Source organism: Nonomuraea rosea, assembly GCF_039539705.1.
Lineage (GTDB): Bacteria > Actinomycetota > Actinomycetes > Streptosporangiales > Streptosporangiaceae > Nonomuraea > Nonomuraea rosea.
In genome coordinates this window covers 35776-49978 of the sequence record NZ_BAABDQ010000035.1, presented here as the reverse complement: position 1 = coordinate 49978, position 14203 = coordinate 35776, and the positions used below count along the sequence as shown (strand labels likewise).

The window sequence follows — 14203 nt, the reverse complement described above, 5'->3', positions numbered from 1 at the left end:
CCATCCGGCATCTAGCTCGCGTCCCAGGTGACGGGGAGGCTGTGCACCCCGTAGATCAGCATGTCGGTGCGCAGCGGCACCTCGCCGGGCGGCACGGCCAGGCGCAGCGACGGGAACCTGCCGAAGAGCGCGGGATAGGCGGCCTGCATCTCGACCCTGGCCAGCTGCTGCCCGAGGCATTGGTGGACGCCGTGGCCGAAGCCCACGTGGCTGCCGCTCGCCCGGTGCAGGTCGAGCGTGTCGGGGTCGGGGAAGCGCTCGGGGTCGCGGTTGGCCGCCGGGATCGACAGGGTGACCGCCTCCCCCGCCCGCACCAGCTCGCCGCCCAGCTCCACGTCCTCCAGCGCGGTGCGCACGAGGAAGGGGATGATGCTCAGGTAGCGCAGCAGCTCCTCGATCACCTGGCCGGTCTTGTCCGGCTCGGCCCGCAGCACGGCGAGCTGGTCCGGGTGGCGCAGCAGCGCGAACGTGCCCAGGGCGAGCATGTTCGTGGTGGTGTCGAGCCCGGCGCCGAGGAGCAGGAAGCCGATGTTGGCCAGCTCGTCGTCGTCGAGGTCGCTCCTGGTCAGGCCGCTGAGCAGGTCGTCGGTCGGCTTGGCGCGCTTGGCCGGCACCAGCTCCTTCATGTGGGCCTGCAGGGCGATGTAGGCGGCGTACTTCTCCTCCGGCGGGGTGCCGGTCCGCATCAGCCTGTCGCTCTGGGCATGGAAGCGGTCGCGCTCCTCGCCGGGCACGCCGAGCAGCTCGCAGATCACCAGGGCGGGGATCGGCGCCGCGAACGTCTCCACCAGGTCGGCGGGCGGGCCCTGCCGCTCCATGGCGTCCAGGTACGTCCTGGTGATGTCCTCGATGCGCTCGGTCAGCTGGCGCATCCTGCGTACGGTGAACTCGCCGGTGAGCAGGTGGCGGTAGCGCGTGTGCACGGGCGGGTCGGTGGAGATGAACATGCCGGGCGGGGCGGGCTGCCCGGACTGCCCGCCGGGCTGCTCGATGGGCATGTGCCGCAGCTCGGACCGGGCGCTGAAGCGCCGGTCGGCCAGGACCTCGCGGACGAGCGTGTGCCCGGTCACCAGCCAGCCCTGGTGGCCGTCGGGGTAGGCCAGCCGGGCGATGGGCCGTGTCTCCCGCAGCTTCGCCAGGTCGGCGGGCGGGTCGAACGGGGTCGGGCGCAGGGTGGGGAGCACGACCGCGTCGGTTTCGGTCATCTCGGGTCTCCTCTCGGACCGATGACTACATCAATACAGTACAGCCCTGTATTGAAACCCGCGCAGGAGGGGGCCTGTTCTGGCGGGTCGCGTTGCGCGATCTTGGTCCGGCGGTTAACCTGTTCTCATGCGAAATCACGCTCAGCTCCAGTGGTGGCGCCGCTCCTAGGCGGCGCGTGTTTCGCATTCCTCAACGGATGGCCGCCCCGGGATGGCGGCCTTTTCTCGTGTCCGCCCCCGGGGCTCAGCATTTGACGTGATAAGGGGCAGCAAGTGGAGACGAGCGGATATACCACAGCCGGGGGCATCGGCGTCGAGCGCGAGACACGCGAGGTGGACGAGGCGGCGCTCGAAGAGATCGTGACGGCTCTGGGCGTACGGCGTGGCGGCGCCTTCTCCTCGGGCATGGACTATCCGGGCCGCTACAGCCGATGGGCCTTCGGTTATGTCGATCCGTGCCTGGAGCTGGTGGCCAAGGGCCGCACCATCGCGGCGACCGCGCTCAACGCGCGCGGCCGGATCGTGCTGCCCGCCGTCGCCTCCTGCCTGCTGGCCGCGGGCAAGCCCGTCGCCGAGCCCACGCCCGACCGCGTCGAGGTGCTCGTGCCCGAGTCGGGCGACCTGCTGCCGGAGGAGCTGCGCAGCCGCAGGCCCACCGTGTTCACCGCGATCCGCGAGGTCATCGCCGCCTTCCGCGGCGAGGACCCGCACCTCGGCCTGTACGGCGCCTTCGGCTACGACCTGGCTTTCCAGTTCGAGCCCATCAGGCAGGAGCTCGTCCGCCCCGACGACCAGCGCGACCTCGTGCTCCACCTGCCCGACCGGATCGTCGTGATCGACCGGCAGCGCGAGACCGCCCTCGAACACCGCTACGAGTTCACCGTCGACGGCACCACCACCCGCGACCTGGACAGGTCCGGCACCACCGCCGAGCCCGTCACCCCCGCCGAGCTGCCGCCCAACCCCACCCGGGGCGACTACTCCAAGGTCGTGGCCGCGGCCAAGGAGAAGTTCAAGCGCGGCGACCTGTTCGAGGTCGTGCCCGGCCAGGTCTTCCACGCCACCTGCGACGACCCGTCGGCCTTCTACCGCGGCCTGCGCCTCAGCAACCCGGCCCCCTACGAGTTCATCATCAGCCTCGGCGAGGGCGAGCACCTCGTCGGCGCCTCGCCCGAGATGTACGTCAGGGTGAACGGCGACCGTGTGGAGACCTGCCCCATCTCCGGCACGATCGCCCGCGGCAGCAACCCGGTCGAGGACGCCGAGGCCATCCGCACGCTCCTGTCCAGCGTCAAGGAGGAGTCGGAGCTGACCATGTGCACCGACGTCGACCGCAACGACAAGTCGCGGATCTGCGTCCCGGGCACGGTCAAGGTCATCGGCCGCCGCCAGATCGAGCTCTACTCCCGCCTGATCCACACCGTCGACCACATCGAGGGCCGGCTGCGCCCCGAGTTCGACGCGCTCGACGCCTTCCTCACCCACATGTGGGCCGTCACGGTCACCGGCGCGCCCAAGACGTGGGCCATGCAGTTCATCGAGGACCACGAGGCCACCACCCGCAGGTGGTACGGCGGCGCCATCGGCTTCATCGGCTTCGACGGCTCCATGAACACCGGGCTGACCCTGCGCACCGCCCAGATCAAGAACGGCGTGGCGACCGTCAGGGCCGGGGCCACGCTGCTGTTCGACTCCGACCCCGAGTCGGAGGAGCGCGAGACCGAGCTCAAGGCCAGCGCCCTGCTCGGCGCCCTGGCCACGGTCAACGAGCCGGGAGCCGTGCCCGTCCCCGAGGTCAGGCCGCAGCCGGGCAAGGGCATGAAGGTGCTGCTCGTCGACCACGAGGACTCTTTCGTCAACACCCTGGCCGACTACTTCCGCCAGGAGGGCGCCGACGTGGTGACGCTGCGCCACGGCTTCCCGATCCACATGGTCGACGACATCGGGCCCGACCTCGTGGTGCTCTCGCCCGGCCCCGGCTGGCCGACCGACTTCGGCATCTCGGCGCTGCTCGACCAGATCTACGCCCGCGACCTGCCGGTGTTCGGCGTCTGCCTGGGCCTGCAGGCCATGGTCGAGCAGGCGGGGGGCACGCTGGAGCTGCTCGACTACCCCGAGCACGGCAAGCGCGGCCAGGTCTCCAGGCTCGGCGGCAGCGCGCTGCTCGACGGGCTGCCCGATGAGTTCACCGCGGCCCGCTACCACTCGCTGCACGCCAAGCGGCCCGGCGTGGTCGGCTTCACCGCGACCGCGCTCACGCCCGACGGCAACGTCATGGCGATCGAGGACCCGGAGCGGCGGCGCTTCGGCGTGCAGTTCCACCCCGAGTCGATTCTGACCCAGGAGGGCGGCGCGGGAGCGAAGATCATCGCGAACGTCCTGCGCCTTTCCCGAAGGTAGTCACACTCCTCGGTAAAACGTCCGCGGGGGCGTGCGGGGCTCCCCTAGAGTCTCCGCATGCTCCCCGTAGACCTGCCCGACACGGTGCGTGACGCCCTTCTCGCCCCGCTCGTCGACCACCACTGCCACGGGGTGCGGCGAGACGATCTGACGCGCGCCCAGTTCGAGCTGCTCATCACCGAGGGCGGCAGCCCGGCGCCGCCCGGCACCACCCATTTCGACACGCCGCTCGGCGTGGCCCTGCGCCGCTGGTGCGCGCCGCTGCTCGACCTGGATCCGCACGCGCCGCCCGCCGTCTACCTCGCCCGCCGGGCCGAGCTGGGCGCGGGCGAGGTCAACCGGCGGCTGCTGACGGGCGCGGGCGTGGTGGCGTTCCTGGTGGACGGCGACGGGTCCGACGACGGAACCGACGACATCGACCTGCTGTCCGCCGCCGAGATGGGGCGGCACGGCGGCGCCGCGGCCGACGAGCTCGTACGGATCGAGCGGATCGAGCGTGACGTGGCCGAGACCGCGCAGGCCGCGCTCGACTACCTCGACAGCCTCGGCGAGGAGCTGGCCGCCAGGGCCGCCAGGGCGGTCGGGCTCAAGACGGTGATCGCCGGGCTGAGCGGCCTGGACCTGGAGCCCGGCAGGCCCAGCAGGGGCTCGGTGCTCGCGGCGGCCAACCGCCGGCTGGCCGAGCCCAAGGAGCCGGCCACCGAGCCGGTCCTGCTGCGCCACCTGCTCTGGAGCGCGATCGACGTGGCCAGGGAGCGGGGGCTGCCCGTGCAGTTCCACACCGGGTTCGCCGGCTCGGCGCTCGACCTGCACCGCAGCGATCCGGCCAGGATGAGCGCGTTCGTCAGGGCGCTGCAGCCGCTCGGCGTGCCGGTGATCCTGCTGCACTGCTACCCGTTCCACCGCCAGGCCGCCTACCTGGCAGCCGTCTACCCGCACGTCTACGTGGACGTCGGCCTCGCCCTCCCGCACGCGGCGGCCGCGGCGGCCAGGGTCATGGAGGAGCTGCTGGAGCTGGCGCCGTTCCACAAGCAGTTGTTCAGCTCCGGCTGCCGCGGCGTGGCCGAGACCGCCTACCTGGGGGCGCACTACTACCGGCAGGCGCTCGGCGCCGCGCTTGGCGGCCGGCTCGGCGCGGGGGAGTGGAGCGCCGCGGACGCGGCCAGAATCGCTCATATGATCGGCTCGGGAAACGCCCGCCGGGTCTACCGATTGTGAACCTCCTCCTCACGGAGGAGGTGCGCTTTACCGCTGATTGCGGATAATCGCCACACCATGAGTGCTATCGAGATACGAGACCTTTCAAAGTCATTCGGTCCGGTACGCGCGGTGGACGGGGTGTCATTTACTGTCGAATCCGGCACGATAACGGGCTATTTAGGTCCGAACGGGGCAGGTAAGACGACGACCCTGCGCAGCCTGCTCGGGCTGGTCACCGCGGACTCCGGCAGCGCGCTGGTCAACGGCCGGCGCTACGTCGAGCTCGACCACCCGCTCAGCGAAGTGGGCGCCGTGCTCGAAGCCACCAACTTCCACCCGGGACGCACCGCGTACAACCACCTGCGGGTGCTGTGCACGGCCGCCAAGCTGCCCCGGTCGCGCGCGGGCGAGGCCCTGGACCAGGTGGGCCTGGCCGACGTGGGCGGCAAGCGGGTGCTGGGCTTCTCCATGGGCATGCGGCAGCGGCTCGCGCTGGCCACCGCCCTCATCGGGGACCCCAAGGTGTACATCCTCGACGAGCCCGCCAACGGCCTCGACCCGGCGGGCATCCAATGGCTGCGCGGCTTCATGCGCCACCTGGCGCACGAACGGGGAGCCGCCGTCCTGGTCTCCAGCCACGTGCTGGCCGAGGTCGAGCAGATCGTCGACAACGTCGTGATCATCGCCAAGGGCCGCCTGGTCCGGCAGGGCACGCTGGCCGAGCTCGTCTCCAACGGCGGCGCGCCCGTCATCAGGGTGCGCACGCCCAAGCCGGAGGAGCTGCGGCCCGTGCTGGAGCGGCACGGCGCCCAGGTGGAGGCGGCCGGCGAGACCCTCAGGGTCACCGGCCTGGACGTCGAGAGCATCGGCGGCATCGCCCTGGACGAGCGGATCCTGCTGACCGAGATGACGCAGGAGCGGGGCGACCTGCAGCAGGTCTTCCTGGAGCTGACAGGGGAGGGGCAGGCGTGATGGCGCTCATCCGCGCGGAGCTGCTCAAGGTGGTCACGACCAGGCTGTGGTGGGTGATGCTGATCGTCATGCTCGCCTACGTCGGCCTCTCGCTCGGCTTCTTCATCGCCTTCGCCGGGCAGGGCGGGCCCGACGGCCAGGCGGTCATCCCGGCCCGCGGCACCGCGGCGTTCCAGGAGTCGCTGTGGGGCTCGGGGGCCGGGGGCTCGCTGTTCGCGGCCGTGCTGGGGGTCGTCATGATGACCTCCGAATACCGGTACCAGACCATCACCACCACGTTGCTCGTCGCGCCCAAGCGGGTCAGGGTGGTGGCGGCCAAGCTCGCCGCGACCCTGGTGGTGGGCGTGCTGCTCGGCCTGGCGGTGCTGGCGCTGACCGGGCTGGCGATCGTCGGGACCGTGCTGGCCGCGGGCGGCGACCTGGTGTTCACCGCGACGATCGCGCGGGTCGCGGCGAGCGTGCTGGCCGTCCTGGCGCTCTACACGCTGTTCGGGCTCGGGCTCGGGGCGCTGATCAGGAACCAGGTCGGGGCGCTCATCGCGGTCATCGCCTGGGTCTACATCGTCGACTCGATCGTCAACGCGATCCCGGCGCTGCAGCCGGTGGGCAAGTTCACGCCGGGCGGGGCGACGGCGGCGCTGACCAACGTGGGGGTCGGGTTCGGGCTGGACACGTCGTACCTGCTGCCGGCGTGGGCGGGCGGGGCGGTGCTGCTCGGCTACGCACTGGTCTTCTCGGCCCTCGCCTCGGTCACCACGCTGCGCCGCGACATCACCTGAACGGACGCCGTCACTCGCTCGATCCCGGCGTAATTCGCGGCGGCGGAGATAGGCCCCCCGGCACGTTTCCGCACTGCTTGCCGCCTTCCGGAAAGAGGTAATGGAAATTTCCGCAAACGGGTAATCGAATTGTTATTTGTCTCTTTGTCAAATCTGCGGTGATGATCGGGTCGCCAGAAAACCTACGCACACCTGGAGGTGTCGTGTCCTGGCGTCCCTTCACCCTCACCGCCACGGCTTTATGCCTGGCGCTGTCCGTACCCGGAGTCGCCGCAGCCGACGACCCGCCGCAGCCCGACGTGCAGGCGCGGGCCGGCACGCAGGCGCCCGCGGAGGTGAGCGGGCTCGACGAGCCGGCGCGGGCGGGAGACCCCGTCGCGGCGGCCAGGGAGCACCTGGCCGACCCGCGCTACCACCTCGACCCGGCCGACCTGGTGCCGCTGCGGACCGTCGTGGACGGCCAGGACGAGACGGTCAGGTTCGGCCAGCGCTACCGCGGCCTGCCCGTCTTCGGCGGCCAGTACCTCGTCCACTTCCGCAAGGACGGCGCCCAGCGCGAGGTGACCGGCGCCGGCGGGCGCTTCCTCACCGAGCTGAGCGTCGATCCCAAGCCGGTGGTCACCGCCGAGGCGGCGGCGAAGCTGGCCCGATCCCGGCTCGTCGCCGACCGCCACGTGCGCGCGACGGTCAAGGCCACGCCCGGCGAGCTGGTCGTGGTGCCGCGCGGGAAGGGCGTGCTGGCCTGGCACGTCACGCTCGCCGGCGCGGACCGGGTCAAGAAGCGGCCGGTGCTGCTGGACGCGTACGTGGACGCCCACTCGGGACGGCCGCTGTTCGGCATCGACCGGCTGCGGTACGAGGGCCCGGTGACGGGCAGCGGCCAGACGGCGCACGGGCAGGCCGTCCCGCTCAACGCCTACCAGCGCGCCGACGGCGCCTACGAGCTGCGTGACAGGTCACGCCCGATGTGGAACGGCGCCACCGGCGAGATCCTCACCTACGACGCGGCCGGCGCCGACGTCCAGGGCTTCCTCACCCCGGGCATCCCGCCGGGCACCGAGCCGGCCGAGTCGCCCACGCCGGTCTTCGGCCCGCAGCACACCGAGAGCGGTGCCGTGGACGCCCACTGGGGCGCGGGCAAGGTGTACGAGTACTACCGGGGCCTCGGCCGCGAAGGGCTCGACGGCGCGGGCGGCACCATGCAGTCCGTCGTCAACGTCACCTTCATGGGCGAGCCGTTCGCCAACGCCTTCTGGGAAGGCACCAAGATGGTCTACGGCGACGGCGGGGCCGACTTCCACTCCTTCGCCGCGAGCCTGGACGTGGTCGGCCACGAGATGACGCACGGCGTGATCACCCACAGCGCCGAGCTGGTCTACCTCGGCCAGTCCGGCGCGATCAACGAGGGCCTGGCCGACTACTTCGGCAACGCGATCCAGACCGGCGCGCTCGGCATCCCCATGAGCGATCCGGACGCGAGCCTGCTGGGCGAGAGCCTGTGCAAGACGCTGCCGCCCGCCGAGTGCGTGTTCCGCGACCTGGACGACGACAGGAACGCCGTAGAGGACTACATCGGCGTCACCGTGAGCGTCGACACCGGCGGCGTGCACCTCAACTCCACGATCTTCTCCGGCGCGCTCTGGGACGCCAGGGAGCAGCTCGGGGCCGGGTTCGACAAGGTCACCTACAAGGCGCTGACGGAGTACATGACGCCGCTGGACGACTTCACCGACGGCCGCCGCGCCGTCGAGTCCGCGGCCCGCGCCGCCGGGCTCAGCGGGCGCGACCGGCTCACGATCGCGCGGGCGTTCGACCGGCACGGCATCAGGCCGGGCTGGGAGCGGCTCATCCGCACCGACAGCAAGGTCGTGATCGACGGGCTCACCGACGCCTTCGACCCGCCGGGCCTGACAGGTGACCGGTACGTCGTGACGAACTCCACCGCCGACGCCGCCGGCCCCACCTCGATCCTCACCGGCCGGATCGGCGGCAGGCCCGCCACGCTCTCCGACAACGCCCAGTGGAACTGGCTGCCCGTGACCGACGGCAGGCGGGGCGCCTGGCTGTCCTACGTCCCCGCCACGGACAGCATCCAGATCAGGACGCGCCCCCTCGACCGCGGCGCGCCCTCCACGGTCCTGCACGACTCGCAGGGGTACGTCCACGCCGTCGCGATCTCCGGCGACACCGTCGCCTGGTCGGCCGACGACCCGGCCACGGGGGAGACCGAGCTGTGGCTGAAGCGCGGCGCCGCCGCGCCGGTCAACCTGACCGCCCAGGCGGGCGTGCACGGCCTGACGCCCTCGATCAGCGGCGGCCGGCTCGCCTACCTGCGGGTCTGGTTCGAGGGGGAGAACGACCACAGCACCCCGGTCGTCCGCGACCTGGCGACCGGCAAGGAGGTCGTGCTGCCCGAGGTGCCGCCGGCCGGCGACGTCCCGGCCATCTCGGGACTGCCCGTCATGACCGCCAGGCACGTGGTCTGGCTCTACGACGCCGACCGCGACGGCCGGGCGGGCATCATGCGGGCGGGCGCCGACGGCACCGGCTCGACGCCGATCGTCGCCGACGGGCCGCAGGCGCCGCAGACGATCTATCTGGACGCCAACGACCAGCTGGCCACCATCAGTCACTACCCCGGTGACTTCACCGTGACGAACGAGAACCTGCTCAAGCTCCTCCAGGTCCCGATCTCGGGCGGCGCTGCGGCGCCTTACTCCTGCAACAGGGGAGAGCAGCTCCTGTTCGCGGCGGGGGAGGGCGGACGCGTGCTGTGGCTCGACGGCACGGCCGCCGACACGGACCTGGTCACCCGCGAGCGTGCCGTGCACCGCTGCTGACCTGGCATCGGCGCCCGCCGTACCGTTGTGAGGGGGCGGCGGGCGCCGACTCGCGCGCGGGCCCGGGACCTGGTTTGCTTGGGCCGTCACAAACACCCAACCCGAGCGGGGGCTCTGCATGGGCACTGTCGAACCCGAGACCGAGATCACGTTCCGCGGCGACATGGACGTGGAGCTGGTGAAGTCCGCCGCGTCGGACGCCGACGTCCTGTGGGCGGCACGCGTCTCCACGAAGGGCGAGAGCTCGCTGGCCGAGATCGAGGCCGACCCCCAGCGTTCGAAGGGCCTCATCAACTTCCTGATGCGCGACAGGCACGGCACACCCTTCGAGCATTCGTCGATGACCTTCTACGTCAGCGCGCCGATCTTCGTCTTCCGCGAGTTCATGCGCCACCGGACGTTCTCCTACAACGAGGAGTCCGGCCGCTACCGGCAGCTCGTTCCCGTGTTCTACGTCCCCGGGCCCGACCGCAAGCTGGTGCAGGAGGGAAAGCCCGGCAAATACGTGTTCGAGGACGGCACCCCCGAGCAGCACAAGCTGGTGACCGAGGCGACGCAGGACAGCTACCGGCGCTCCTACCAGTCCTACCTGGAGATGCTCGACGCCGGGGTGGCCCGCGAGGTCGCCCGCACGGTGCTCCCGGTCGGCCTCTACTCCTCGATGTACGCCACGTGCAACGCCCGGGCCCTGATGAACTTCCTGTCGCTCCGCGTCAAACGCGAGGACTCCACGTTCCCGTCGTTCCCCCAGCGCGAGATCGAGATGGTCGCCGAGAAGATGGAGACGTTGTGGGCGGAGCTCATGCCGCTGACCCACGCGGCGTTCGAGGCGAACGGGCGGGTCTGCCCGTGATCTAGATCGTGCGGATGCCGGCCGGTCTCCACCGTGGTGACCGGCCGGCGACCGCGGGATCGTCCTCAGGCGAGCGCCGGCAGGACGTAGACCTCGGCCCCCGGCGGCAGGGCGCAGTCGAGGCCGCCGAGGCCCCGCGCGTTCTCGCCGCACACGATCATGCTGATGTGCCGGCGGATGCGCCCGTAGTCGTCACGCAGCCGCTCCTCCAGCAACGGATGCGTACGCCGCAGCATGTCCAGGGCCGCGCCCAGGGTGGGCGGGGAGTCGCGGTCGGCGCCGACCGCGAAGACCTTGACCTCCGTCATCCCGCTCACCCACCGCCGCAGCGAGCTGGGCAGCACGAACACCACCATCGTCACGGATTTCGCCATCGACTAGAGCACCGCCGCGCGCACGGTGAGGACGTCGGGCAGATGGCGGCCGACGAGCGACCACGTCTCCCCGTCGTCGCGGGACCAGTGGACCTCCCCGTCGCGGGTGCCGAGGAACAGCCCCGCCTCCGAAGCCGTCATCGCGTCGCGCAGGACCGTCGCGTGGACGGGACCCTCCGGCAGCCCCTCCTCGAACGCCTGCCATGTCGCGCCCGCGTCGTCACTGCGGTAGACGCGGTAGCGGTGCCCGACCGGGGTGCGGTCCATGTCGGCGGTCAGCGGCAGCACGTAGACGGTGCCGGGCCGCGACGGATGGGCCACGATCGGGAAGCCGAAGTCGGAGGGCAGCGTGGCGCCGATGTCGTGCCAGCTCCCGCCGAAGTCGTCGCTGCGGTAGACGCCGAAGTGGTGCTGCAGGTAGAGCCGGTCGGGCTGTGCGGGGTCCATCGAGACCTTGTGCACGCACTGCCCGAACTCCGGATATTGCTGCCCCTCCGGCATGAACGGGGCACGGATGTTGTGGTTGGCCGCCTCCCAGGTCAGGCCGCCGTCGGTGGTGCGGTAGAAGCCGCCGGTGGAGACCGCGACCGCCATGATCTGCGGGTCGGCCGGGTGGTTGACGATGGTGTGCAGGCACAGCCCGCCGCCGCCCGGCTGCCAGTGCTGCCGGTGGGGGTGCTCCCACAGCCCTTCGACGAGCCGGTAGGTGACCCCGCGATCCTCCGAGCGGAACAGCGCGCCCGGCTCGGTGCCGGCCCACACGACGCCGGGCTCCGACGGCGAGGGCGCCAGCTGCCAGACGCGGGTCAGCGTCGCCCCGGTCTTCTCCGGGAAGGCGATGGGCGGCTGCTCCGCCTCCCCCCACGTCTTCCCGAGGTCATCCGAATAGAGGACGGACGGACCGAAATGCCCGTATTCGATGCCGGCCAGCAGCCGGGGTGTGGTGCCGCGCGTGTCGATCGCCACCGAGGGCACCGCGACCGTGGAGAACTGGATCGGCTCGATCTCGAACGGGCCGCCGTCCGTCGAGCGGGCGAGGAACAGGCCCTTGCGGGTGCCGATCGCGAGCACTGCGTCACTCATAGCATCGCTCCCATGTTCGCTTGCCGCCATCGTGCCACGCAGCACCGACAGTCGCCGAAGACTGGGAGATTCGCCCCACGGCACGTTGTCCGGTTCGGCGTTACCTGAGAGGTAATCGCCGCCATTCCCTGTTGCCGGTAGCGTGCCGGGTATGGGAGCTGTTGCCGTACAAGAGACGTCTTTCGGGGAGCTGCTGCGCTCATGGCGGCAGCGACGCCGGGTGAGCCAGCTCGACCTCGGGATCGAGGCCGGGGTTTCGGCCCGCCACATCAGCTTTCTGGAGACCGGGCGGGCCCGGCCGAGCCGCGAGATGGTGCTGAAGCTGGCCGAGGAGCTGGGGGTGCCGCTGCGGCACCGCAACAGGCTGCTGGTGTCGGCGGGGTTCGCACCGATCTATCCCGAGCGGGAGGTACGCGCCCCCGAGATGCACCTCGTCCGGCAGGCGCTGGACAAGATCCTGGCCGGGCACGAGCCGTACCCGGCGGTCGTGGTGGACGCGGTCTGGAACCTGGTGGCGGCGAACTCGGCGGCGGCCATGTTCATGGAGGGGGTGCCCGCCGAGCTGCTGAAGGAGCCGGTCAACGTGATGCGGCTGTCGCTGCACCCCGACGCGATGGGCGGCAAGCTGCTGAACCTCGCCGAGGTGCGGGCCCACCTGCTGTACCAGCTGCGCAGGCAGGCCGAGGTGTCCGGCGACGGGCGGCTGGCCGAGCTGCACGACGAGCTGGCGGCCTACACCTACCCGGGCGTGGACCTGAACGTGGCGCACGCGCCGGGGCCCGGCGACATCCTGGTGCCGCTGCGGATCGCGGCCGGCGATCGGGTGCTGTCGATGTTCACGACGATCGCGACGTTCGGCACGCCGGTGGACGTGACGGTGTCCGAGCTGGCCATCGAGACGTTCTGGCCCAGCGACGAGGAGACCGCCGCCGCCTTCCGCCACCCGTCCTGACCGGCCCGCCCAGCGGGCTCGGCCGGTTTGGCGTCAGCGGGACGTCGTCGGGAGGGCGGGCACGGTCTCCCCGGTCGAGACGGGCGCCTCGATCGCCAGCGGCGCGGGGCCGGCGCCCGTGACCGGCAGCCCGCCCGCGACCGTGTACGTCCGCACGTCGAGCGCCCCGCCCGACGGGGCCGACGCCGCCGTGAAGACCGGGAAGGCGTTGCCGCCCGGCACGATGGAGGTGGAGACGTAGTCGCCGGCCATCCGGCCCTGGCCGGTGTTCGCCAGCCAGTCCAGCGCCATCGGGCCCTGTAATTGCGTGGGCGCGGTCCAGCCCCTGCCGCCGTCGGTGGAGGAGGTGTAGGCGACCGTGAGCCGGCAGGTCGCGGCCGTGCAGTCGGCGGCCGGATAGCGGTAGTAGGTGAGGGCGAGCCTGGCCGTGCCGCCCGAGGTGGCGCGGTCGACGCCGAGGCCGGGGATGAAGTGGTCGCCGCCGTCGCCGGTGACCCGGATGACGTGCCCCCACGCCGCCCCGGTGGCCGACCTGCTGAGCACGATGTCGTTGCCCGTACAGCCGACCTGGAAGCGGCAGTCGTGCCAGGCGACGTACACGGCGCCGGCCGCGTCCGTCTCCGCCGACGGCAGCGGCGAGGCGCGCAGCCCGCCCGCCACCGTGTGCCGCTCCACGACCGACACCAGCACGTCCGCGCCCCAGCTCGCGCCTCCGTCGCGGGAGCGGAAGGCGCGGATCTCGTTGTCGTTGCCCAGGTAGGGCACCACGACGACGCCGTTGGGCCGCACGACCGGCTGCCCGCCCAGGCCGGCGGCGGGGGTGCCGGTCACGGCCCAGCTCAGGCCGCCGTCGGAGGAGACGGCGAGCCTGATCGCGTTGTTCGCCGCATGGTCGTCGAAGGCCGTGTAGCAGCGGCCGTAGAAGGGGCTGGCGGGGGTGTTGTCGCAGGCGATCCAGCTCTTGTCCAGGTCGCCGGCCTCGGCGGGGGCGGTCATGACCGGGGCCGCCCAGGTCAGGCCGCCGTCGGTGGACCGGCTGGTGAGCACCGCCGCCCCGACGACGCCGCCCGCGTCCGTGAGGGCCAGCGAGGAGATCAGCCAGACGCCGCGCCTGGCGTCGTAGGCCACCGACGGGTCGCTGACCCGCTGGTACGGCCCGCCGCCGAACGTGGTGATGCCGGGCAGGACGCCCTTCGTCCAGGAGGCGCCGCCGTCGGCGGACGTGGCGAACGCGATGCCCGACGACCCTCCGTCGGAGAACCGGCCGGCCTGCTGCGCGGTCACGATGGTGGAGCCCGACTGGTGGCTGTCGGGGCCGGCCTGGGTGCCGTGCTGGCTGGTGGCGTTCGTGTACGGATCGGCCCCGATCTCGGTCAGCGGGACGCTCGCGGACGCGGGGGAGGTGAGCAGGAGCAGAGTCGCGACAGTGACGGCCGGAACGGTCAGAAATCCGCCGATTCCTCGGCGCCTGGCGGGTGATAACACTGTTCACCTCATTTGGCGGGTCAGATTCCAGATCGCACGTCCGACTCGCGCTGTCAACCT

The 14203-nt window shown here is 71.6% G+C and carries 11 protein-coding genes; 7 read left to right on the top strand and 4 right to left on the bottom strand.

Translation table 11 applies throughout. The features are described from left to right. Window positions 1-11: 11 nt before the first annotated feature. Window positions 12-1205, bottom strand: coding sequence for a cytochrome P450 (locus tag ABEA43_RS49620; protein ID WP_345573097.1), 1194 nt, complete (start codon window positions 1203-1205; stop codon window positions 12-14). A gap of 273 nt (window positions 1206-1478) precedes the next feature. On the opposite strand from ABEA43_RS49620, the gene ABEA43_RS49615 reads away from it, so the two are divergent. The 6 genes from ABEA43_RS49615 to thyX all read left to right on the top strand — a co-directional run bounded on the left by ABEA43_RS49615 (window position 1479) and on the right by thyX (window position 10249). Further along, complete coding sequence (locus tag ABEA43_RS49615; protein ID WP_345573096.1) at window positions 1479-3605, top strand: anthranilate synthase component I; 2127 nt, start codon at window positions 1479-1481, stop codon at window positions 3603-3605. A gap of 57 nt (window positions 3606-3662) precedes the next feature. Continuing rightward, a complete protein-coding gene (locus tag ABEA43_RS49610) occupies window positions 3663-4823 on the top strand; it encodes an amidohydrolase family protein (protein WP_345573095.1) in 1161 nt (386 codons plus the stop codon). Window positions 4824-4943: 120 nt separating this feature from the next. After that, complete coding sequence (locus ABEA43_RS49605; protein WP_345573094.1) at window positions 4944-5777, top strand: ABC transporter ATP-binding protein; 834 nt, start codon at window positions 4944-4946, stop codon at window positions 5775-5777. Further along, window positions 5777-6556, top strand: a complete 780-nt coding sequence (locus tag ABEA43_RS49600; protein ID WP_345573192.1) for an ABC transporter permease — start codon at window positions 5777-5779, stop codon at window positions 6554-6556. The genes ABEA43_RS49605 and ABEA43_RS49600 overlap by 1 nt, the downstream gene beginning before the upstream one ends. A gap of 203 nt (window positions 6557-6759) precedes the next feature. Then, window positions 6760-9396, top strand: coding sequence for a M4 family metallopeptidase (locus tag ABEA43_RS49595; RefSeq protein WP_345573093.1), 2637 nt, complete (start codon window positions 6760-6762; stop codon window positions 9394-9396). Window positions 9397-9514: 118 nt separating this feature from the next. Beyond that, window positions 9515-10249 carry an FAD-dependent thymidylate synthase gene (thyX, locus tag ABEA43_RS49590; RefSeq protein WP_345573092.1) on the top strand — a complete coding sequence of 245 codons (735 nt, stop codon included), beginning with the start codon at window positions 9515-9517 and terminating at the stop codon, window positions 10247-10249. A gap of 65 nt (window positions 10250-10314) precedes the next feature. Here the strand turns inward: thyX and ABEA43_RS49585 are convergent, their stop codons facing one another. Beyond that, window positions 10315-10623, bottom strand: coding sequence for a ubiquitin family protein (locus tag ABEA43_RS49585; RefSeq protein ID WP_345573091.1), 309 nt, complete (start codon window positions 10621-10623; stop codon window positions 10315-10317). A 3-nt stretch (window positions 10624-10626) separates the two neighbouring features. Further along, entirely contained in the window at window positions 10627-11706 is a 1080-nt protein-coding gene (locus tag ABEA43_RS49580) for a WD40/YVTN/BNR-like repeat-containing protein (RefSeq protein WP_345573090.1), read from the bottom strand. A 151-nt stretch (window positions 11707-11857) separates the two neighbouring features. Between ABEA43_RS49580 and ABEA43_RS49575 the strand changes: the two genes are divergently transcribed. Continuing rightward, a complete protein-coding gene (locus ABEA43_RS49575; RefSeq protein WP_345573089.1) occupies window positions 11858-12658 on the top strand; it encodes a helix-turn-helix domain-containing protein in 801 nt (266 codons plus the stop codon). 33 nt (window positions 12659-12691) lie between these two features. Here the strand turns inward: ABEA43_RS49575 and ABEA43_RS49570 are convergent, their stop codons facing one another. Further along, entirely contained in the window at window positions 12692-14143 is a 1452-nt protein-coding gene (locus ABEA43_RS49570; RefSeq protein WP_345573088.1) for a sialidase family protein, read from the bottom strand. Window positions 14144-14203: the final 60 nt, after the last annotated feature.